Below are 23150 nucleotides of genomic sequence, written 5' to 3'. Positions count from 1 at the left end.
GGAAAGGAAGTGTGAATATGGCAATTTTTGATGCTAATAGAAAAGTTATCATCATTGGAGATAGGGATGGAATTCCGGGACCGGCCATAGAAGAATGTATCAAAAATACATCTGCGGAAGTTGTATTTTCAGCCACAGAATGCTTTGTCTGAACGGCCGCAGGTGCTATGGATTTGGAAATCCAAGGAAGGGTTAAAGATTTAACCGAAAAATATGGAGCAGAAAATATGGTTGTAATTATCGGAGGTGCTGAAGCCGAAGCAGCAGGTCTTGCCGCAGAAACAGTTACAGCTGGTGATCCAACTTATGCCGGGCCTTTAGCAGGAGTGGTTTTGGGACTTAGGGTATATCATGCAGTAGAAGAAGAATTTAAAAATGAAGTAGATCCAGAGGTCTATGATGAGCAAATTGGTATGATGGAAATGGTACTCGACGTAGATGAAATTTCAAAAGAAGTAAGCACTATGAGAAATGAGTACAGTCAATATAAAGATTAATAAACCCAAATTAAATAGGAGAGAGGGGGGAAATCGGTGGCAAAATATAGAGTAGTACACTATATAAATCAATTTTTTGCAGGTATTGGCGGTGAAGAAAAAGCCGGCCACAGGCCTGAGGTTAGAGAAAAAATTGTTGGACCTGGTCTTGCATTAAATGCAGGGTTTAAAGGAGAAGCTGAGATAGTTGCTACTGTTGTCTGTGGAGATAGTTATTTTAATGAAAACTTGGAAGAAGCTAAAAAAGAAATATTGGGAATGGTCAAAAAATATAACCCGGATTTATTTGTAGCAGGGCCTGCATTTAATGCCGGAAGATATGGTGTTGCCTGTGGAACTATAGCCGATGCTGTTCAAAGCGAATTAGGTATACCTTCCATATCCGGTATGTATATTGAAAATCCGGGCGCCGATATGTTCAAAAGCAAAACATATATAATATCCACAAGAGATAGTGCAGCAGGTATGAGAGATGCAGTCGCAAAATTGGTACCATTAGCCTTGAAACTAGTCAAGAAAGAACCTATAGGATCTCCGGAGGAAGAAGGTTATCTGGAAAGAGGTATCAGGAAGAATTATTTCGCTGAACAAAGGGGTTCCGAAAGAGCTGTTGATATGCTTATCAATAAGCTCAAAGGCGAAGAATTCACAACTGAATATCCAATGCCCAATTTTGATAGAGTTGAGCCAAATTCTGCGATTAAAGTATTGAATGAGGCAACTATTGCGCTTGTAACATCAGGTGGTATCGTTCCAAAAGGGAATCCTGATCATATTGAAGCGTCTTCTGCTTCTAAATATGGGAAATATGATATTGAGGGAATAGAAGATTTAACAGAAGATACTTTTGAAACAGCTCACGGTGGTTATGATCCCGTTTATGCCAATAAAGATGCGGATAGAGTTTTACCGGTGGATGTGTTAAGAGACCTTGAAAAAGAAGGTAAAATCGGTAAGCTTCATAGGTACTATTATGCTACTGTTGGTAACGGTACATCAGTTGCCAACGCGAAAAGCTATGCAGCCGAATTTAGTAAAGAATTAAAACAAGACGGAGTAGACGCAGTTATCTTGACCTCCACCTGAGGCACCTGTACACGTTGCGGCGCAACCATGGTAAAAGAGGTTGAAAGAGCTGGTATTCCGGTAGTTCATATATGTACCGTTGTTCCAATTTCACTTACGGTAGGAGCAAATAGAATAGTTCCTGCAATTGCAATTCCTCATCCTTTAGGAGATCCAAAATTAGATCCTAAAGATGAGAAGGCTTTAAGAAGGAAACTTGTAGAAAAGGCTTTAGAAGCTCTTTGTACAGAAGTTGACGGTCAAACAGTATTTGATAAGTAATTTCATAAAAACTTTAAATGGGTGATTTAAAAATTAATCACCCATTTGTTAAGTTAGATGTTATTAAACTCAAAATTTGGAGGTGGATATAAATGAGTTATCCGACAATAAAAGGGGCTTCGTATATACTGGTACATGCTCCGGATATGGTTTTAAACAATGGTACTACACAAACTACGGAGAAATATTTGCACCCTGATTCAGAATATTTAAAAAATCTGCCAAGTCATTTAAGAACTTATGAGGAGGCAGTCAATTATCTGCCAAATCAAGTGTATATAGGAAATCATCATCCTGATGAATTAAGAAAATATGAGCAGCCTTGGCATGATAAAAAAATTGAAGGAGCTACGCGAGAAGGAAGATTTGGCGAAATAATGCCTCAAGACGAATTCATAGGAATGATGAAAATCGTAGATTCTTTTGATCTGGTAAAGCTATCGGTTGAATTTACAAAAGATGTAAAAGCAAAGCTTATAAAGCATCCTTTAATTACAGACGAAATGGTAGCAAATTTAAAACAAGGCGAGACATTGTCAGATATTGAAGGGCTTATACAAGAGCATGGTGCTGAGGGATTGTTTTTCAACGGGAAATTGGTGGGATGCGTAAAAAGAGCCCATGATGTAGATCAAAACTTAAATGCTCATGTCCTGTTTGAAAATCTTGTCTCAAAGGCAAGCGGTGTTTTAGCAGCGCTTCATTTATTAGATAAAAATGACATAATTCCTGATGAGATAGATTATGTAATTGAATGCTCTGAGGAAGCATGCGGCGATATGAACCAAAGAGGAGGAGGCAACTTCTCTAAAGCTATAGCAGAAGTCGCAGGCTTGATTAATGCTTCAGGCTCCGATATAAGAGGCTTCTGTGCTGCTCCTATTCATTCAATTATATCTGCAGCATCTTTAGTAAAGGCGGGTACTTTTAAAAAAGTAATGATTGTCTCAGGAGGCTCAACAGCTAAATTGGGTATGAATGGCAAAGATCACGTAAAGAAGGATTTGCCTATATTAGAAGATGTAATTGGCGGATTTGCAATGGTAATAGCTGAAAATGATGGAGAAAACCCTATACTAAGGACGGATTTGGTTGGTAAACACAATGTAGGGACGGGATCATCACCACAGGCTGTTATCACATCATTGGTTACGGACCCATTAGATAGGGGGAATTTAAAAATAACAGATATAGACAAATTTTCTGTAGAAATGCAAAATCCTGATGTAACCAAACCTGCAGGTGCAGGAGACGTACCAAATGCCAACTACAAGATGATTGCTGCTCTGGGTGTTAAGAGAGGAGAGTTGGAAAGAAGTGGCATCAATGATTTTATATTAAATCATGGTATGGAAGGTTGGGCGCCTACACAGGGGCATATTCCTTCCGGTGTTCCTTATATAGGATTTGGAAGAGAAGATATCTTAAAGGGGAAAATAGATAAGGCAATGATTATAGGAAAGGGTAGTTTGTTCCTGGGAAGGATGACTAATCTATTTGACGGTGCATCTATTGTAATGGAAAAGAACCCAGGAAATATCCAAGAAGAAAAGGGCGTTTCAGAGGAAGAAATTAGAAGATTAGTTGCAGAAGCCATGAGGGATTTTGCTTCACATCTACTGAAAGATTAGAGGTGATCATATGTCTGAAAACAATGTTAAAGACATGATTGGCAAGGTTTTTAATGATATTGCCAATTCCTTGGAAACAGGAAGATTTGGAGAAAGAGTTCGTGTAGGTATTACTACTTTTGGTAGTGAATTAGGTATTGAGAATATAGTAAAAGGCGCTGAAATAGCTCAAAAAAGAGATGATGGATTAGAAGTAGTGCTTATAGGAGAAAAGGTGGATTCAAAGCTTACTCAAGAGATAGTAAAAACAGATGAAGAAGGATATAAAAAGATGGAGGAACTCCTTGACAAAGGTGAAATAGGTGCGTGTGTAACTCAGCACTACAGTTTTCCGATTGGGGTTTCTACAGTAGGCAAAGTTATAACTCCGGGATTTGGAAGAGAGATGTTTATAGCAACAACTACCGGGACCTCTTCATCTCATAGAGTAGAGGCAATGGTGAAGAATGGCATTCATGGAATAATAGCCGCAAAAGCTATGGGTATTGAGAATCCCGCTGTAGGTATATTGAATGTCGATGGGGCAAGACAAGTTGAAAGAATTTATAAGGAGCTAATATCAAAAGGTTATTCCATAAACTTTACTGAGTCCCAAAGAGCAGATGGCGGAGCGGTAATGAGAGGGAATGATCTGTTGATAGGAACTCCCGATGTGATGATTACAGACACCTTAACCGGCAATATATTGATGAAAGTTTTCTCCTCATTTACAACAGGAGGAAGTTTTGAATCTCAAGGCTACGGATACGGTCCCGGAATTGGAGAAGATTATGATAGAACAATTTTAATCTTGTCCAGAGCATCCGGTACACCGGTAGTTGCTAATGCCATTTCTTATGCGGCTGATCTTCTTCGAGGGAACCTAGGCAAATTTGCAAAAGAAGAGTTTGAAAAAGCAAATAAGGCAGGGTTAAGTGAAATTCTAAAAAATTCAAACAAGGAAGTTAAGAAAGAGGAAATTGGGCAAGAAATAATCGCTCCCCTAAAGGAAACAGTAACCGGGACTATTGAAGGTATAGATATAATGGAATTGGAAGATGCGGTTAAAGTATTGTGGAAAGAAGGTATCTATGCTGAATCGGGAATGGGATGTACCGGACCTATAGTTATGGTAAACGAAAATAGGATAAATGAATCCTTAAAATTTTTAGCCAAAGCAGGCTATGATGTAGGAGAACCTGAAGACTGCTAGTACCTCCTCTAGCAGTTCTTCACTCTTAGTTCTTAGTTCTTATTTCTTCACTATCTTTTCAATTGTGAATTGTGAATTGTGAATTGTGAATTGAATTAAGTTGTGCATTATGCATTGTTTACCAATTTTGTAGTTGTATTATTCTGACGGAAATAGTATAATTAATAGGCAGATAATAATTTATTTTTTATAAAAATTAGGGGGGTAAAAAATGAAAAAAACTCTATCCATTGCAATTGCCATTATGCTGGTATTTACTAGCTTGGTTGGATGTTCTAAAGCACCTGTAGATAATGGTGGAAATCAAGAGCCAACAGGCAATGGTGATGACCAAGGTACATCAAGTGATGGTTATGAAATTGCTTTAATCACAGACAAAGGTAATATAGATGACAAATCATTTAACCAAGGTTCTTGGGAAGGCGTAGTAGCATTTGCAGAAGAAAACAACATTACACATAACTATATCAAACCAGAAGAGGCATCTGATGCCGGCTATTTAGCAGCAATTGATTTGGCAATCCAAGGTGGAGCAAAAGTTGTTGTAACTCCGGGATTTCTTTTTGAAGTTCCAATCTTTGAAGCTCAGACAAAATATCCTGATGTAAAATTTATACTTCTTGATGGTGCTCCACATTCAGCAGATTATTCTGAAGCAGAAACGAAAGAAAATGTTGCAAGTATTCTTTATGCTGAAGAACAATCAGGATACCTTGCAGGTTATGCAGCAGTCATGGATGGGATGACTAAAATAGGTTTCATGGGTGGCATGGCGGTACCGGCAGTACAAGCTTTCGGATATGGATATCTTCAAGGCGCTGAAGGTGCAGCAAAAGAACTAGGGCTTGAAGATGGAGCCATTAAGGCAATCTATCACTATACAGGAAACTTTGACGAAAATGATACAAACAAAGCGACTGCTAAGACAATGTTCCAAGAAGGAGCAGAAGTAGTATTCGGTTGCGGTGGCTCAGTTGGTAAATCAGTAATGTCAGCAGCTAATGAATCTAACGGTAAGGTTATAGGCGTTGACGTAGACCAAAGATATGACAGTGAAACAGTCATTACATCAGCTACAAAAGGTCTTGCAGCTTCCGTAATAAGCGTATTGGAATCAATCTACAAAACCGATAGCTGGGCAACATATGCTGGCAAAACAACAGTATTTAGCGCCGAAAACGATGGTGTAAGTCTTCCTACAACTGTAATAGGCGAACCAAATACAGATGCATTTGATAGATTTGAAAAATTCACAAAAGACGATTACGAAAAAGTATACAAGACATTAGTAGATGGAAGCGTAAAGCCTATTCGTGAAATAGAAGTTGAAGATCCATCAGGAAATGCAACTGCTGAAGAACTTACAACTCAATTAAATCTCGTAAAGGTTTCAGTAACTACTAGATAGTTTAAAAATTATTTGACATAGGCTTGCCTTATGCAAGTAGGTTATTAATGGGGGAGTCAAAATTCCCCCATTTTTTAATACCTTAATAAAGAGGAATCTTCTCTTTTAAGATTCTAAAGAATGATTCTACCGATTATGAACTGTGAATTATAAAAATATAATTAAGAGAAGAGGTTACCGTGGAAAATTATATTATTGAAATGCTTAATATAACAAAAAAATTCCCGGGTATTATTGCTAACGACAATATTACCTTAAAATTAAAAAAGGGAGAAATTCATGCTCTTCTAGGAGAAAATGGGGCTGGAAAATCAACACTTATGAGTGTACTTTTTGGACTCTATCAAGCTGAAGAAGGAGAAATACGTAAAAATGGACAAGTTGTTAAGATAAACAATCCCAATGATGCTAATGAGCTTGGAATAGGTATGGTTCATCAACATTTTAAACTAGTAGAGATTTTTACCGTGCTTGAAAATATTATATTGGGAGTTGAACCGAACACCGCAGGCTTTTTGAAAAAGAAGGAAGCACGGGAAAAGGTTATTAATTTGAGCGAAAAATATGGGCTAAGGGTTGATCCCGATGAGCTGATTGAAGATATAACTGTAGGTATGCAACAAAGGGTGGAAATTCTTAAAATGCTCTACAGGGACAATGAAATATTGATTTTTGATGAGCCTACTGCTGTTTTAACTCCTCAAGAAATAAAGGAAATTCTTCAGATTATGAGAGATTTTGCAGAAGAGGGTAAATCAATTTTGTTTATAACTCATAAACTAAATGAGATAATGGAAGTAGCAGACAGATGTACAGTCCTTCGTAAGGGTAAATGCATGGGAACTGTAAATATTAATGAAACAAGTAAAGAAGAACTTTCCAGAATGATGGTAGGAAGAAATATTACATTTAGTGTTCATAAAGACGAGGTTAAGACAGGCGATGTTACACTTTCTGTTAAAAACCTAACTGTAGCATCAAAAACTCATAAAAATAATGCTGTTAAGAACGTATCCTTTGACGTAAGAGGCGGTGAGATCCTCTGTATTGCAGGGATTGACGGCAATGGTCAAACTGAATTTGTAAATGCATTAACAGGACTTGATAAAGTAAGCTCAGGAGCTATAAAGCTCTGTGGTGAAGATATTACCAAATCATCTATAAGGAGACGTTCTATATTGGGGATGAGTCATATTCCGGAAGATAGGCACAAATATGGACTAGTGCTTGACTACAAACTGGGTCAAAATTTGGTTTTACAAAGATATTGGCAGAAGGATTTCCAAAAATCCGGATTTATAAAATTTGATGCAGTTAGAGAATATGCTGAAAAACTTATAGATGAATTTGATATTAGAAGCAGCCAGGGACCGGATACAATAGCTAGAAGTATGTCAGGAGGCAATCAACAAAAAGCAATTGTTGCGAGAGAAATAGACAAGGAGCCTGAACTTCTTGTTGCAGTTCAGCCTACAAGGGGGTTGGATGTAGGAGCTATAGAATATGTACACAAACAGCTGGTTGCAAGGCGTGACGCCGGAAAAGCTGTACTTTTGGTATCATTGGAGTTGGACGAAGTTATGGATGTAAGTGATAGAATACTGGTAATGTATGAAGGGGAAATTGTAGGAGAACTGGACCCTAAGATTGCTACTGTAGAAGAGCTTGGGCTTTACATGTCAGGCGCAAAACGTGATGTGGTAAAGGAGATTAACGATGGGGGAAAATAATCAAGTTGTTAAAAATAAATTTAATTTAAAACGTATAACACACAGTAAGGGATTTTCTTCATTGACGTCTGCTTTAATAGCAATACTTCTGGGATTATTATTTGGTTTAATAGTAATGATTTTTGCCAAACCCGATAGCGCTTGGGCTGGCTTTAAATTCATAGTCTTAGGAGGATTTAAGCGTATTGGAGATGTATTTTATTTTGCTACACCAATATTGATGACAGGTCTTTCCGTTGGATTTGCTTATAAAATTGGACTGTTCAATATAGGAGCTTCCGGACAATATACAATGGGTATGTTCTTTGCTCTTTATGTTGGATTTATGTTTGATTTGCCGGGGAACAGTCATTGGATAGTTGCTGTTTTGGCAGGAATGTTAGGAGGCATGCTTTGGGGATTTATCCCCGGATTTTTCAAAGCATTCTTAAATGTAAACGAAGTAATTACATCTATAATGTTTAATTATATTGGTATGTATTTAGTCGATATGTGGGTTCAAGGCAGCTCAGTAATGTATGTAGCTACAAAAACCAGAACAAATTATTTACCAACTGATGTACAGATTCCGTCGCTTGGGATAAAGGGCTCAAATGTCAATTATGGAATTGTTTTGGCAATTGCTATTGGAATCATTTTGTACATTGTTTTAGAAAAGACCACCTTTGGATATGAACTAAAAGCAACCGGTTATAATAAATTTGCCAGTGAATATGCAGGAATGAAAGGTAAAAGAAATACTATAATCACAATGTTAATTGCCGGAGGATTGGCGGGTCTAGGCGGTGCTTTTGCAATACTTGCTCCTTCAGGTATTGCAGGCAGTAGTATGACATATGAGCCTATTAATATAATAGCGCCGGCCGGATTCAACGGTATTGCGGTTGCGCTATTAGGAAATTCGCATCCTATAGGGACTATTTTTTCCTCTATATTTATATCCCATATACAGCGTGGAGGAACTCTTGCAAGCCTTGTAGGCTTTAAACCTGAGATAATTGATGTGGTAATTTCCGTAATTATTTATTTTTCAGCATTTGCCGCGATTGTGAGCACAGCCTTTGGAGGAATTATAAAAAAATTTGTTGGAAAGAAAAAAATTGATGATAATTCCAAGCATAATATAAACGAGGATTCTTTGGTTGAAAAATCCGATAATAATATAAAGGGGGCAGAATAATGGATACTGTATATTATTTAATACAAAATATGCTTCCTGTAGCAATGCCATTACTCCTTGTTGCATTAGGAGGTATGTTCAGTGAAATCGGAGGAATAGTAAATATAGCGCTTGAAGGTATAATGCTGTTTGGAGCATTCTTTGCTACGTTATTTGTGTATTTCGTACAGGATTTGGGATTAAGCCCTCAAACTGTTTTATTGTTAGGGATGCTGATTGCAGCAGCTGCAGGATTGATTTATTCATTGCTCTTATCTTTTGCCGCTGTCACGATGAAAGCAGATCAAGTTATTACAGGAACTTCATTGAACATGCTGATTCCTGCAGTAATACTTTTGGTTTCAAAGATGTTTTTTATGAGTGATGGGATAACGACAAATATGAATTTTTATATTAAGGAATTTCCGGTTTTGGGAAAAATTCCGATATTAGGCAAGATGTTTTTCCAAAGGACCTATCTTACAGTTTTTATCAGTTTAGTTTTTCTCATAATTGCAATAATCATATTCTATAAGACTAAATTTGGGCTTAGGCTACGTGCTTGCGGGGAACATCCTCAGGCAGCTGATTCAGTAGGAATCAATGTGACTAAGATGAGATATTTAGGGACATCTTTGTCCGGTATTTTTGGAGGAATTGGTGGATTTTTCTACTGTGTAGGTGTAATGGATGGAAATGTTAATGGGCATACAGGGGTAGCAGGCTTTGGGTTTTTAGCTTTAGCGGTTATGATTTTCGGGCAGTGGAAGCCCATAAAGATTTTTTTTGCATCCTTGTTCTTTGCGTTTTTAAGAACCTTAGCTTATTCGGTATCCCTCATACCATTTTTATACAATTTGGGTATCAACCAAAACTATTATAAGATGATGCCTTATTTAGCTACAATGATAGTTCTTGCATTTACATCTAAGAAATCACGGGCGCCTAAAGCAGAGGGTGTGCCATATGATAAGGCGCAGAGATAGAAAAATTCAACTAACAGTGAATAACGAATAGTGAACAGTGAGTAAAGAACATAGTAAATAAATCAAAATAAAAGAAGAGGAGATTTTTCTAAAGAATATTAGTTTGTCTATAGAAGAAACTCCTCTTTTAAATTGTGCATTGTGAATTGTGAATTGTGCATTGTGAATTGATTTAGATTGTGAATTGCTTTTACAATTGTATTTTGATTTGATATAATAATATTAGGAAGAGGTGAGTAGATTGAGGCTTAGCTATAATTTAAACCTAGAGCAAACCCAAAAATTAATAATGACACCGGAACTTAGACAGGCTATACAATTACTTCAATATACTAGCCTTGAATTAAATGAATATATATTGAAAGAATTAGAAGAAAACCCAATGCTTGAATTAGAGCAACCTATAATGGAAACTGAAAAAGTCGAACTCAGCGAACCGGATAAAGAAATAGATATCGACTGGAAAGAATACTTTGAAAAATACGACGATATCAGCTATAAACCTGAAATAGATAAAAACATTAAAGAATATAATTATGAATCCTTCGTAAGCTATATGCCTACGTTAAAAGAGCATTTAATATCCCAATTGCGTCTTATAGATATTGATGATAGAAAATTTAAAATATGTGAATATATTATTCAAAACATAGATGATAACGGATATCTTGAAACTGATATTTCTGAAATAGCAAAGACTTTGAACGAAGATACAGGTAAAGTAGAAGCTATGCTTAAGATTATACAAGGATTTGATCCGATTGGAGTGGGAGCGAGAGACCTTGAGGAATGCTTATTTCTTCAAGTAAAGGAATATAATTATCCGATCATAGAAGATTTGATAAAAAATCATCTTAAGGATATCGCTTTCAACAAAATGACTAAAATAGCAAAAGAAATGGAATTGAGTCTAGAGGACTTACAAAAAGCATGTGATTTTATTAAAAAGCTAGAACCCAAGCCGGGGAGAACATATGGTGGAAATTCAAATGAAGTAAAATATATTGTACCGGATGCAACTATAAAATACTTAGATGGCGAATATATAATTATTGTAAACGATTATACAGGTCCGAGGCTAAATATAAATAATTTTTATAAAAACTTACTTAAAGATGGCGGGGATAAAGAAACTACAGAATTTTTACAAGAAAAACTTAATTCTGCAACATGGATAATTAAAAGCATAGATCAAAGGAGACAAACTATTTATAAAGTTGTAGAATCCATTTTGAAACATCAAATGGCCTTTTTTGAAAAGGGTGAAAAACATTTAGTGCCTCTTACTTTAAAGGATGTTGCTGAAGATATTAAAATGCATGAATCAACTATTTCCAGAGCTACAAATGGCAAATATGTGGAAACGCCAAGAGGACTGTTTGAATTAAAATACTTCTTTAGCGCAGGGCTAAACAGTCAATTAGGAGATATTTCTTCAACCAGTGTAAAGGCAACTATCAAAGAGATAATAGATAATGAGAATCATAAAAAGCCTTATAGCGATCAACAAATAGTCGATCTATTAAAAGATAAAGGCACAATTATATCTAGAAGAACCGTTGCTAAATACAGAGATGAGTTAAATATACCTTCATCTACGTTAAGAAGAAGATATTAAATCAATTCACAATGCACAATTGGAAGAATAGTGAAGAACTAAGAGCGAAGAGTGAAGAGTTGCTGGGGTCGAACTTCTAGGACAGTATGAGATAGACCCCAACAATTGTGAACTTTGAACTTTGAACTGTGAATTGATATTGATATTGTCATTTTTTTATTCAAAGTTCTTGCATTACCAAAATTTATAATATATAATGTGTCTAGATGGTTTATTTTTTTGCAATAAGTGGGACGATAAATGAACATATGGGACACAATACATCCCACTTGGCAAGGAGGTGGGTCTATAGATATTATAAAATTGATAAAGAGCATTTCACCTGAATTTACTGATATTGTAGAAGGGCGATATTTAATTTTGAGGGGTATTTATTATAATCAACCTATAGGTAGAAGGACATTATCTCAGAAATTAGAAATGCCGGAAAGATATATTCGAAATGAGATTAATATTCTCAAAGAGTTAAGCTTGGTAACAGTAGATTCGCAGGGGATGAGCGTCACTAAAGAAGGATATAGATTAGTTGAAGACTTCAACGAAGTATATGTCATCTTGAAAGGCATGCCTGAGTTAGAGAAGAAACTTGAAGAGGCTTTAAAAATAAAAGATGTCATTATCGTACCCGGAAATTCTCAAAAGAATGGATTAGTCTTAAGGGAAATGGGTAAAATTATATCAGCGAAGTTGAAGGATATCATCAAACCAAAGGATATCATTGGAATCACCGGTGGCAGTACAATGGCTACCGTTGCTGATGAGATGACCCCCAGCAATAAACCATATGATGTGACTGTAATTCCGGCTAGAGGAGGTTTAGGTAAGGAAGTGGAGACCCAATCCAACTCAATTGCAGCCAAAATAAGTCAAAAACTTGGTGGAAATTATAGACTTCTTTATGTGCCGGACAGCCTAGAGAAGGAAGCTTTAGAGATGATTGCGAAAAATGGTGAAATTAAAGAAGCAATTGAGCTTATTGACAACATGACAATTTTGCTTTTTGGCTTAGGCCGCGCCGATATTATGGCAAATAGGCGAAATTTACCCAAGGAGAAGATCGACGGATTGCTAAAAAATGGAGCAGTTGCTGAAGCATTTGGACATTATTTTGATATTGAAGGCAATGAAATATGGGAATATAAAACCATTGGAATACGCCTAAATAAATATAAAGAAATGGAACATATTATAGGGGTTGCCGGTGGTGAAGAAAAGGCAGAGGCAATTATTGCAATCTCCCATCTCAGCAGTAAAATGACTTTGGTTACAGATGAAAGTGCAGCCAAAAAGATTTTGGAGATTATTAATAATAAATTAACTAAAAATTAAGTTAAGGAGGAATTTTTATGACTTTAAAAGTTGGTTTAAGTGGTTTTGGCAGAATAGGTAGAGATGTTCTTAGGGCTTATTTTGAGGAAGATGTTAAGGAGTTTGATTTGGTAGCAATCAACGCTTCCGGTAAATTAGAAGACTTAGCATTATTATTCAAATACGACTCAATGTATGGTAAATTTAATGGTACTATTGAAACATATGAAGGTGGCTTTATTATCAATGGTAAGAAGATTCCGGTTGTTGCTCATAGGGATCCTGCTGAAATTCCATGGGGAGAATTAGGAGTAGAATTGGTAATAGATTCAACAGGAGCTTTTAAAGACAAAAAAGATCTAGAAAAACATATACAACAAGGAGCTAAAAAGGTGATGATTACTGCTCCGGCAAAAAATGAAGATATAACTATAGTAATGGGTGTTAACGATCATTTATATGACCCACAAAAACACAATGTAATTTCCAATGCATCCTGTACTACAAACTGCTTAGCACCGGTTGCAAAGGTAATTGTAGAAAAATTTGGAGTTAAGAAAGGTTTAATGACTACAATACATGCTTATACAAATGATCAACAAATACTAGATAAAAGACATAAAGATCCTCGTCGTGCCAGAGCAGCAGCTGAAAATATAGTACCTACTACGACTGGGGCAGCTAAAGCCGTTGCATTAGTATTACCTGAATTAAAAGGTAAATTGAATGGATTCTCAGTTAGAGTACCTGTTCCTACAGTATCTATGGTAGACGTAGTATTTGAAGTTAATGAACCGACTACAGCAGAAGAAGTAAATAAAGCATTAAAAGAAGCTAGTGAAGGCGAATTAAAAGGGATTCTTGGCTATTCAGAAGAACCATTGGTATCAAGAGATTATCAAAAGGACAATAGGTCTTCTATAGTAGATTCTCTTTCAACAATGGTAATAGACAATATGGTTAAGGTAGTTTCTTGGTATGACAATGAATGGGGTTATTCAAACAGAGTAGTAGATTTAGCTAGATTAATTGCTACGAAAAATTAATTAATAAGTCGGGTTCTTTTAATAAGAGCCCGACTCTTAAACGTTAAGTGGGGTGAATAAAATGAATAAAAAGACATTAAACGATTATAACTATGAAGGCAAGCGAGTTTTAGTAAGATGTGACTTTAACGTTCCGATGGACGAAAATAGAAACATAACCGATGATATTAGAATTACCAGTTCATTACCAACTATTAAATATTTAGTGGGAAAAGGTGCTAAGGTAATTTTGATGTCCCACTTAGGAAGACCAAAGGGAGAAGCAAATCCTAAGTTCAGCTTGGCTCCTGTAGCTAAAAGGTTAAGCGAGTTGCTTGGGAAAGACGTAATATTTGCACAAGACGATATGGTTGTTTCTCAAAGAGTAAAAGATATGCTGAAAGACATGAAAAATGGAGATGTCGCTCTTTTGGAAAACACTAGATATAGAAAAGAAGAAGAGAAAAACGGAGAAGAATTTTCCAAAGACCTTGCTTCTCTTGGAGAATTATATGTAAATGATGCTTTTGGTACATCACATAGGGCTCATGCATCTAATGTCGGAGTATCAACTTATCTTCCTTCAGCAGTTGGATTTTTAGTTGAGAAAGAGATATCCGTTATGGGGAAAGCCTTAGAAGATCCTGAGAGACCATTTTTAGCAATATTGGGTGGTGCTAAAGTATCTGACAAAATCGGAGTAATTGAGAATTTAATCAGTAAGGTGGATTCCATAATAGTTGGCGGAGGAATGGCTTTTACTTTCCTTAAAGCACAAGGTTACGATATTGGAACATCACTTTTGGAGGAAGATAAGGTTGAATTGGCAAAATCCTTATTGGGAAAGGCTAAAGCAAATAATGTAAATTTGATGTTACCTGTAGATGTAGTTGTAGCTAAAGAATTTAAAAATGATACGGAATTTAAAACTGTAAGTATCGATAAGATTCCCAGTGATATGATGGGATTGGATATTGGTGAAAAATCAATAGCTGAATTCAGCAAAGAAATAAAAAGAGCAAAGACAATAGTATGGAATGGACCTATGGGTGTATTTGAAATGGATAATTTCAACAAAGGTACCTTCGCAGTTGCAAATGCATTGGTAGAATCAGGCGGCACTACAATTATCGGCGGTGGAGATAGTGCATCTGCTGTAGAAAAAGCCGGAGTAGCCGATAAGGTAACTCATGTTTCTACAGGAGGCGGCGCAAGCTTGGAACTATTAGAAGGAAAAGTTCTGCCGGGCATCGCAGCGATATCGGAAAAATAGACAAAATCAAAGTACAATATATCAATAAAAAATTTATATAAGGAGGTAATGTTTTGAGAACTCCTATAATTGCAGGGAATTGGAAGATGAACAATACTATAAAAGAGGCATTGGAATTGATTGAAGAGATTAAGATTCAAAACCTCAATGAGAATGTTGAGGCAGTAGTGTGTACTCCATTTACTGCATTAAAAGATGTAAAAGAAGCTATTAAAGGCACGGACATAAAATTGGGCGCGCAAAATATGCATTGGGAAGAAAGCGGCGCTTATACAGGTGAGATATCACCGATGATGCTAAAAGAAATTGGAGTAGACTATTGCATAATCGGTCACTCTGAAAGAAGACAATACTTCAATGAAACTGATGAGACAGTAAACAAGAAGATAAAATCAGCCCTTGAAACCGGGTTTCTACCAATAGTATGCGTTGGCGAAACTTTGGAAGAAAGAGAAGCTGGAAAAGCAGAAGAAATTGTAAAAGCCCAAGTCATAAATGCATTCAAAGATATACCCGGCAATAAAATTGCAGATATAGTAATCGCATATGAGCCTATTTGGGCTATAGGGACAGGTAAAACTGCCTCATCAAGTGATGCAGATGATATGTGCGGGTTTATTAGAAAGACTATAGGTGAAATCTATAGTGAAAATGAAAAAGAAATAATAAGAATACAATATGGCGGCAGTGTTAAGCCAAGTAATGTAAAAGAGTTAATGGAAAAATCCAATATAGACGGCGCCTTGGTAGGAGGAGCCAGTTTAAAGGGAACGGATTTTGTTAAGTTGATAAATTTTTAATTGGAGGGCAATATGGCTAAAAAACCTGTAATGTTGATAATTTTAGATGGTTTTGGCATAGGAAAAGAATATCCGGGAAATGCTGTACTTCTAGCTAATAAGCCTAATTTTGACAGATTATCAAAGAAATATCCCACAACAAAACTTGAAGCAAGCGGACTTGCTGTAGGACTGCCTCAAGGGCAAATGGGAAATTCAGAAGTAGGACATTTGAATATAGGTTCCGGTAGAGTAGTTTATCAGGAACTAACCAAAATTACAAAAGCAATAGAAGATGGAGACTTTTTCCAGAAGAAAGAATTTTTAGATGCCATAGACAATGTTAAAAAGAATAATTCAAAGATGCATCTAATGGGTTTAGTTTCAGATGGCGGTGTTCACAGCCACAATACCCATCTTTATGGGCTATTGGAACTTATGAAAAGAAATTCAGTGGATAATGTATATGTTCATGCTATTTTAGATGGTCGTGATGTTCCTCCTACTATCGGGAAGGAACATATTAAGGAATTAGAAGAAAAGATGGATGAAATTGGCGTGGGTAAAATTGCAACCGTTTCAGGCAGATATTATACAATGGATAGAGACAAGAGATGGGAAAGAGTACAATTGGCATACGATGCTTTGACATTGGGCAAGGGAAAAGAAGATGTAGATGCGGTAGAAGCAGTTGAGAAATCCTACAAAGAAGGAATTAATGATGAATTTATAATTCCTACAGTCATAAAGGAAAACAATGCTCCGGTAGCTACAATTGATTCAGGCGATTCTGTTATCTTCTTCAATTTCAGACCTGACAGAGCAAGGGAAATAACTAGGGCTATAGTTGATGAAAACTTTGATGGATTCAAAAGAGAAAAAGAGGTAAAAACCTATTATGTTACAATGACGGAGTATGATAAGACCATACCAAATGTTCATGTTGCATACAAAAATGAACCTATTAAAAATACATTAGGGGAATATATAAGCAATAAGGGCTTATATCAATTGAGAGCAGCAGAAACAGAAAAATATGCTCACGTAACATTTTTCTTCAATGGAGGAAGAGAAGAGCCTTTTGAGAATGAAGACAGAGCGTTGATACCTTCACCAAAGGTTGCGACCTATGATTTGCAACCGGAAATGAGTGCATATGAAGTTAAAGATGAAATATTAAATCGAATCAAAATGAATAAATATGATTTGATTATTTTAAACTTCGCAAACCCGGATATGGTAGGACATACGGGAGTTATACCGGCAACAGTCAAAGCAGTTGAAACCGTTGATAAATGTTTAGGAGAAATAATAGATTTGCTTGAAGATGTAGGAGGGAATGCAATAATAACCTCTGATCATGGCAATGCAGAAGAAGAATTAGATGAAAATGGTAATCCTGTCACATCTCATACTACCAATAAGGTTCCTTTGATTCTAGTAGGGGATAAAGATATCAAGTTGAGGGAAGGAATCCTAGCAGACTTGGCGCCAACTTTGCTGGAATTATTGGGATTGGAAAAACCGGAGGAAATGACAGGCAAAAGCCTAATAATTAATAAGTAATTGTGAACTATATTAAAATAAGAGGAGTGAGTTTCTTTGAGTATAATAACCGATATTTATGCAAGAGAAGTACTTGATTCAAGAGGAAATCCAACTGTAGAAGTAGAAGTATTTACAGAAACAGGTGCATTTGGTAGAGCCATAGTTCCATCAGGAGCATCAACCGGTGCATATGAAGCTGTAGAATTAAGAGATGGAGACAAATCAAGATTTTTAGGCAAAGGCGTATTAAATGCAGTAGATAATGTAAATGACATTATAGCAGATGAAATAATTGGATTTGATTGTTTTGACCAAATAGGTGTAGACCAAACTTTAATAGATTTGGATGGAACTCACAATAAAGGGAAATTGGGAGCAAATGCTATATTGGGAGTATCCGTAGCAGTAGCAAGAGCAGCTGCTGAAGAATTAGGAATGCCACTATATCAATACGTAGGCGGAGTCAATGCCAAAACTCTTCCTGTTCCAATGATGAACATATTAAATGGCGGAGAGCATGCAGATAACAACGTTGACATTCAAGAATTCATGGTAATGCCTGTTGGAGCAAAGAACTTTAGAGAAGCTTTAAGAATGGGAGCAGAGATATTCCATAATTTAAGGGCAGTTCTTAAAGGCAAAGGCTTAAACACAGCAGTTGGTGACGAAGGTGGTTTTGCGCCAAATTTATCAAGCAATGAAGAAGCTCTAGCTACAATTGTAGAAGCTATCAAAAAAGCAGGATATGTTCCGGGAGAAGACGTAATGTTAGCTGTAGACGTGGCTGCATCAGGAATGTATGATGAAAAAAGCAAGATTTATAATTTAGCCGGAGAAGGCAGAAAATTAACAGTAGAAGAAATGGTTGATTATTACGAAGAAATGGTAAATAAATATCCAATAATCTCTATAGAAGATGGATTAGCAGAAGATGACTGGGACGGATGGAAATTGCTTACTGAAAGATTAGGCAAGAGAATTCAGCTTGTAGGTGATGACCTATTTGTAACAAATACAGAAAGATTGGCTAAGGGTATAGAATTAGGAGTAACAAATTCCGTACTAATAAAACTAAATCAAATCGGTACAGTAACAGAAACCCTAGATGCTATAGAAATGGCAAAGACTCATGGATATACAGCGGTTATATCCCATAGATCAGGTGAGACAGAAGACTCAACTATTGCAGATTTGGCTGTAGCTACAAATGCAGGACAAATCAAAACCGGGGCGCCTTCAAGAACTGACAGAGTTGCAAAATACAATCAGTTATTAAGAATTGAAGACGGTTTAGGAGAATTGGCACAATATAAAGGAAAGAAATCTTTCTATAACCTATAAATTAATAAAAACTCCCTTTAAGCTTTTGTTTAAGGGGAGTTTTTTATGCTGTTAACATTCTTTAAATTAAGTCTTTCAATTACATTTGAATATATTTTTGTATCACCTGAAGTATAAATATCTAATTCTCCTTCTTTTTTATCATTAAGTAAATTATTGCTGCTTAGATATTCGCTTATTGCCTTAGCTTGTTGGAAGGCCGGGTTAATGATATTTAATTGAGGTGATATATCCAGAAATACATCTTCTATTATCGGGAAATGAGTACAGGCAAGAACTAGATTATCAGCATTTCCTTTTTTCATTAAATTATCTATATGACTTTTTACTACTTCTCTGGTTTCGGGAGAATCAAATTTTCCCGAATCTATAAGTCCTGCAAGTAATTTACTGCCTTCATTTATAACTCTTATATTGGGGTTTTTTTCATGCAATAGCTTCTCATATTTTCCTGTCTTAATAGTAAATTCGGTTCCTAATATAGCTATGTCATATATGTTCATGTTAATAATATAGTCAATAGTTGGTTTTGTTATATCAATAATGGAAAAATCAAATTTATCCTTATAATAATCAATTAGCGTGGAAATCGTGTTACAGGCTATAGCTACTGCTTTAACATTATTTTGTTTCATAAATTCGAGCATATTCATGGTTAATGCTAAAATGTCCTCTCCGCTTCTATTTCCGTAAGGACAATTTTTATTGTCACCAAAGTAAAGAATATCTTCACCGGGGAGTTGTTTTTGTAACTCTTTCACTACGGTAAGTCCACCAATTCCTGAGTCTAATACTCCTATACATCTATTCAAATTATAATTATACCTCCTTTTAGTGCATTTGAAGTTAAGTTTATTTTAACATACATTGTCGCATAAGTAATATTATAATATATAATTATGTTAAGTAAAACTTAATATTAATATTTAGACCTTTTATTTTTGCTAAGTTTATCGTTTCAATCGATATGCAACGATATCCAAGATATCGCTTTAAAATGAAACGATAAATGAAACGATAAGAGTTACGTTGCATTTAATAAGTTTGCATGTTACAATATAAGCATGAATTCCGGAAGGTGATGATAATGGAAAAGAAGGAAAAGACACTCCATATTATTATAATAATAAAGTTTATAGAAGATCAGACACTTCTACAGTAGAAGTTGATAGGTTTGAGTTAAGAAGATTAATATTAAAAGGGGTAAATATAGATTATGAAGAAATGCAAGCTTCTACTCAACATTTAGAATTTAATATATTAGAGTTAAAATTCAAGGAAAAGTTAGGCATAAAAAAGTTAACTTCTGATATCCTAAAAACTTTGAACTTATTGGATAAAAATGGAGATTATAATGTAGCTGCGGAATTATTGTCAGATAAAAATAATATAAGATTTGCAGGCATAGATATAGTTCGATTTGGTGCAAATATAAACCAAATATTGTATAGAGAAACTATTAAAGAGGTTTCATTATTATCTCAATATGATAAAGCCATAGAAATCTTCGGAAGATATTATCAGTATGAAGAAATAATAGGCTATCAAAGGATTAAAAAAGAACTGATTCCAAGAGAAGCATTTAGAGAAGCTCTTGCAAATGCAATTGTTCATAGAATATGGGATATAAATTCATATATTCAAATATCTATGTTTGAAAATAAGCTAGAAATTAATTCTCCCGGGGGTTTACCGGCAGGTATGTCAAAAGATGAATATTTGTATAGCAATATATCTTTATTAAGGAATCCAATAATAGCAGATGTTTTTTATAGACTGGACATTATGGAAAAATTTGGGACTGGTATAATGAGAATAAACGAAGAGTATGCCAACAATATTGCTAAACCAATTTATGATATCAGCGAAAACTATATAAAGATCATATTACCTATTATAGATATCAAAAAGTTAGATTTATCAGATGGTGAAAATATTGTACTAGATATATTTAAAGAGGAAATAGAACTTTCAAGGGCGGAACTAGACAAGAAAACCAAATTTAACAAAACAAAATCCATAAGAATTCTAAATTCACTTATAGATAAAAATATCATTGAGAAATTGGGTAATGGACCAGGTACCACTTATAAACTTATTGAAGGATAGATAAAGCCTAATAATTTAATGGGTTATGTGTGTTTTAAATTTAATTACATGGTGAAAAACTTGGGAAAGAATTTAGGATTGACATAATCTGTTAATCTATGTAAAATGTAAAATAAGAAATATTAAATAAAATCGAATATGATTTTTTGTGATTCTATTAGTGCATAGGATTGAAAAAGGGAATTGGGTGAAAATCCCGAACGGTACCGCCGCTGTAAGCACCGATAATCAATGCTCGTTGACGAAAGTCAGTCACTGGGAAACTGGGAAGGCAGAGCTTGATTGGCATATGATAATCTGCTAAGGTGTAAGTCAGAAGACCTACAAAAGAATAGCCTTATTTGAATAAGGTTTAATTAATATCGCAGAAACACGGCTGTGGCAGTCAAAATTGATTGTTGCAGTCGTTTTTTAATGATTATATAGTTTTAGTCTTGCACGATGGCAAGAGAAAATTATTAATCCAAGCTATAGGTGACTTAAAGCCTAAATTGACTTTCAAAAATGAAAAAGAAAGGTGAAAATAAAAATGATTAGAAAGAGATTTAAAAAGCCATTGGCAATACTATTGGCAATGATAATGATGTTTAGTGCTGTTCCAATGACAGCTTATGCAGCAGCATTAAATATAAATGACGTAATAAAGGATACAGCAAACTATATTCAAAAAACTGTTAAAAATCCGCAGGTAGGATCTGTTGGCGGTGAATGGGCGGTTATCGGCCTTGCTCGTTCAGAATTTGATATACCGGACAGTTATTATGATAATTATTATAAGAATGTGGAGGCTTATGTAAAAGCAGCCGATGGGATACTGCATGATAAGAAATATACTGAATATTCCCGCGTAATTTTAGGACTTACTGCAGCCGGCTATGATCCTACTGATGTAGCAGGTTATGACCTGACCACTGCTTTAGGAGATTTTGAAAAGACAATCTGGCAAGGTATCAATGGTCCCGTATTTGCGCTTATAGCGCTGGATAGCGACAATTATTCCATGCCGGAAAATCCTAAGGCAAAGGTTCAAGCCACCAGAGATATGTATATAAATGAAATTCTAAAAAGGCAGCTTCCTGATGGCGGTTTTTCACTATATGGAGGGACAGAAGAAGCAGATGACGATTATCAAAGCGATCCGGATATTACTGCAATGGCATTACAAGCATTGGCAAAATATCAAGATAGAGAAGATGTAAAAAAAGTTACGGAAGAAGCATTGGATTGCCTTTCCAAGCTGCAAAACAATAAGGGCGGGTACGCTAGTTGGAATGAGGAAAATTCTGAAAGTGTAGCTCAGGTTATTGCAGCATTAGGGGAGCTGGGTATTTCATTAGATGACCCAAGGTTTGTAAAGAATGGAAATACATTATTGAATAACCTTATGACATTTTATATAAAAAATCAGGGTTTTAGTCATACAATTGATGGCGGCAGCAATTTAATGGCTACTGAACAGGCGTTTTATGCTCTTGTTGCTGCAAACAGATCAAAAACAGGTAAAAACAGCCTGTATCGTATGGGAGATACTGATACCGCGCAGATTGTCAATCCACCTGCAGAAGATACAGAAATAGGGTTACCCGGTAAACATACAGATGTGAAACTTATGCTAATAATAACCCCCGGCAAAACCTTTGATGATATTGGAAACCATATAGCTAAGTCATCAATTGAAGCATTGGCAGAGAGAGGTATAATCAATGGGAAAACCGAAAAAATCTTTGATGCTGATTCTACCATGACCCGAGCAGAATTTGCTTCTATTATAGTAAAAGGGCTGGGACTTCCCAGAAAGAATGATAGTATTTTTACAGATGTTTCAGAAAACAGTTGGTATGCAGATGTAGTTGGTACTGCTTATAGTTACGGAATTGTAAAAGGTACTACGCCTACAACCTTCAATCCATTGGGGACTATTAGCCGAGAAGAGGCAGCTGCTATGGTTGCCAGAGCGGCAAAGCTTACCGGAATGGAAACTGCCGTGACAGATGGGGAAGTAAGAGATATATTGGCTCAGTTTACAGATTACATTACCTCTTCTAATTGGGCAAGACCTTCATTAGCATTTTGCTATCAAAAGAACATACTTTCACAAGATGACATTGACATAAGACCAAAGGACGCTATTAAGAGGTATGAAGTAGCCAAGATGCTATATTCTATGTTGGAAGCGGCAAATCTTTTATAGAGGATGAG

18 protein-coding genes and 1 riboswitch are annotated in these 23150 nt (G+C 35.7%); of the genes, 17 read left to right on the top strand and 1 reads right to left on the bottom strand.

What is annotated here, in order from left to right:
• The first annotated feature begins 17 nt into the window (after window positions 1–17).
• The 15 genes from grdA (at window position 18) to eno (ending at window position 18842) form a co-directional block, all read left to right on the top strand.
• Entirely contained in the window at window positions 18–497 is a 480-nt protein-coding gene (grdA, locus tag H8707_RS15125) for a glycine/sarcosine/betaine reductase complex selenoprotein A (protein WP_262430987.1), read from the top strand.
• A gap of 36 nt (window positions 498–533) precedes the next feature.
• The gene (gene grdB, locus H8707_RS15120) at window positions 534–1844 is read left to right on the top strand and encodes a glycine reductase complex selenoprotein B (RefSeq protein ID WP_262430986.1); all 1311 of its coding nucleotides are present in this window, start codon (window positions 534–536) and stop codon (window positions 1842–1844) included.
• Window positions 1845–1936: 92 nt separating this feature from the next.
• Window positions 1937–3475, top strand: coding sequence for a glycine/sarcosine/betaine reductase complex component C subunit beta (gene grdC, locus H8707_RS15115; RefSeq protein WP_262430985.1), 1539 nt, complete (start codon window positions 1937–1939; stop codon window positions 3473–3475).
• Window positions 3476–3485: 10 nt separating this feature from the next.
• Entirely contained in the window at window positions 3486–4667 is a 1182-nt protein-coding gene (gene grdD / locus H8707_RS15110) for a glycine/sarcosine/betaine reductase complex component C subunit alpha (RefSeq protein WP_262430984.1), read from the top strand.
• Window positions 4668–4878: 211 nt separating this feature from the next.
• Window positions 4879–6075, top strand: coding sequence for a BMP family lipoprotein (locus tag H8707_RS15105; protein ID WP_262430983.1), 1197 nt, complete (start codon window positions 4879–4881; stop codon window positions 6073–6075).
• A 179-nt stretch (window positions 6076–6254) separates the two neighbouring features.
• Window positions 6255–7805: an ABC transporter ATP-binding protein gene (locus H8707_RS15100; protein WP_316699709.1), complete on the top strand. Its 1551-nt coding sequence runs from the start codon at window positions 6255–6257 to the stop codon at window positions 7803–7805.
• Entirely contained in the window at window positions 7792–8985 is a 1194-nt protein-coding gene (locus tag H8707_RS15095) for an ABC transporter permease (protein WP_262430982.1), read from the top strand. The genes H8707_RS15100 and H8707_RS15095 overlap by 14 nt, the downstream gene beginning before the upstream one ends.
• The gene (locus H8707_RS15090) at window positions 8985–9950 is read left to right on the top strand and encodes an ABC transporter permease (protein WP_262430981.1); all 966 of its coding nucleotides are present in this window, start codon (window positions 8985–8987) and stop codon (window positions 9948–9950) included. The genes H8707_RS15095 and H8707_RS15090 overlap by 1 nt, the downstream gene beginning before the upstream one ends.
• A gap of 241 nt (window positions 9951–10191) precedes the next feature.
• Window positions 10192–11568 carry an RNA polymerase factor sigma-54 gene (gene rpoN / locus H8707_RS15085; RefSeq protein WP_262430980.1) on the top strand — a complete coding sequence of 459 codons (1377 nt, stop codon included), beginning with the start codon at window positions 10192–10194 and terminating at the stop codon, window positions 11566–11568.
• A 240-nt stretch (window positions 11569–11808) separates the two neighbouring features.
• A complete protein-coding gene (locus tag H8707_RS15080) occupies window positions 11809–12897 on the top strand; it encodes a sugar-binding transcriptional regulator (RefSeq protein WP_262430979.1) in 1089 nt (362 codons plus the stop codon).
• A 17-nt stretch (window positions 12898–12914) separates the two neighbouring features.
• Window positions 12915–13922, top strand: a complete 1008-nt coding sequence (gene gap, locus H8707_RS15075; RefSeq protein ID WP_262430978.1) for a type I glyceraldehyde-3-phosphate dehydrogenase — start codon at window positions 12915–12917, stop codon at window positions 13920–13922.
• 61 nt (window positions 13923–13983) lie between these two features.
• Window positions 13984–15174 (top strand): phosphoglycerate kinase, encoded by a 1191-nt coding sequence (locus tag H8707_RS15070; protein ID WP_262430977.1) that lies wholly within the window; start codon window positions 13984–13986, stop codon window positions 15172–15174.
• Between the two features lie 53 nt (window positions 15175–15227).
• Window positions 15228–15974, top strand: coding sequence for a triose-phosphate isomerase (gene tpiA / locus H8707_RS15065; RefSeq protein ID WP_262430976.1), 747 nt, complete (start codon window positions 15228–15230; stop codon window positions 15972–15974).
• Window positions 15975–15986: 12 nt separating this feature from the next.
• A complete protein-coding gene (gpmI, locus tag H8707_RS15060; RefSeq protein ID WP_262430975.1) occupies window positions 15987–17519 on the top strand; it encodes a 2,3-bisphosphoglycerate-independent phosphoglycerate mutase in 1533 nt (510 codons plus the stop codon).
• Window positions 17520–17555: 36 nt separating this feature from the next.
• Window positions 17556–18842 (top strand): phosphopyruvate hydratase, encoded by a 1287-nt coding sequence (eno, locus tag H8707_RS15055; RefSeq protein ID WP_262430974.1) that lies wholly within the window; start codon window positions 17556–17558, stop codon window positions 18840–18842.
• Window positions 18843–18871: 29 nt separating this feature from the next.
• Here eno and murI read toward each other — a convergent pair whose 3' ends face one another.
• Window positions 18872–19654 (bottom strand): glutamate racemase, encoded by a 783-nt coding sequence (gene murI, locus H8707_RS15050; RefSeq protein ID WP_262430973.1) that lies wholly within the window; start codon window positions 19652–19654, stop codon window positions 18872–18874.
• A 412-nt stretch (window positions 19655–20066) separates the two neighbouring features.
• Between murI and H8707_RS15045 the strand changes: the two genes are divergently transcribed.
• Window positions 20067–20951: an ATP-binding protein gene (locus H8707_RS15045; protein ID WP_262430972.1), complete on the top strand. Its 885-nt coding sequence runs from the start codon at window positions 20067–20069 to the stop codon at window positions 20949–20951.
• A 129-nt stretch (window positions 20952–21080) separates the two neighbouring features.
• Window positions 21081–21294: riboswitch (cobalamin riboswitch) on the top strand.
• A 186-nt stretch (window positions 21295–21480) separates the two neighbouring features.
• Window positions 21481–23142, top strand: coding sequence for an S-layer homology domain-containing protein (locus tag H8707_RS15040; protein WP_262430971.1), 1662 nt, complete (start codon window positions 21481–21483; stop codon window positions 23140–23142).
• Window positions 23143–23150 lie beyond the last annotated feature (8 nt).

This window comes from Paratissierella segnis, from assembly GCF_014385195.1.
Lineage (GTDB): Bacteria > Bacillota > Clostridia > Tissierellales > Tissierellaceae > Paratissierella > Paratissierella segnis.
Note: the sequence above shows the minus strand (reverse complement) of the source record. Positions and strands in the feature narration are given on the sequence as shown.

Coding starts and splice junctions, on each gene's coding strand:
- gpmI (WP_262430975.1), top strand. CDS start 15,987: ATGGCTAAAAAACCTGTAATGTTGATAATTTTAGATGGTTTTGGCATA.
- H8707_RS15070 (WP_262430977.1), top strand. CDS start 13,984: ATGAATAAAAAGACATTAAACGATTATAACTATGAAGGCAAGCGAGTT.
- H8707_RS15105 (WP_262430983.1), top strand. CDS start 4,879: ATGAAAAAAACTCTATCCATTGCAATTGCCATTATGCTGGTATTTACT.
- H8707_RS15080 (WP_262430979.1), top strand. CDS start 11,809: ATGAACATATGGGACACAATACATCCCACTTGGCAAGGAGGTGGGTCT.
- H8707_RS15090 (WP_262430981.1), top strand. CDS start 8,985: ATGGATACTGTATATTATTTAATACAAAATATGCTTCCTGTAGCAATG.
- gap (WP_262430978.1), top strand. CDS start 12,915: ATGACTTTAAAAGTTGGTTTAAGTGGTTTTGGCAGAATAGGTAGAGAT.
- H8707_RS15095 (WP_262430982.1), top strand. CDS start 7,792: ATGGGGGAAAATAATCAAGTTGTTAAAAATAAATTTAATTTAAAACGT.
- grdC (WP_262430985.1), top strand. CDS start 1,937: ATGAGTTATCCGACAATAAAAGGGGCTTCGTATATACTGGTACATGCT.
- grdD (WP_262430984.1), top strand. CDS start 3,486: ATGTCTGAAAACAATGTTAAAGACATGATTGGCAAGGTTTTTAATGAT.
- H8707_RS15040 (WP_262430971.1), top strand. CDS start 21,481: ATGATTAGAAAGAGATTTAAAAAGCCATTGGCAATACTATTGGCAATG.
- H8707_RS15045 (WP_262430972.1), top strand. CDS start 20,067: ATGCAAGCTTCTACTCAACATTTAGAATTTAATATATTAGAGTTAAAA.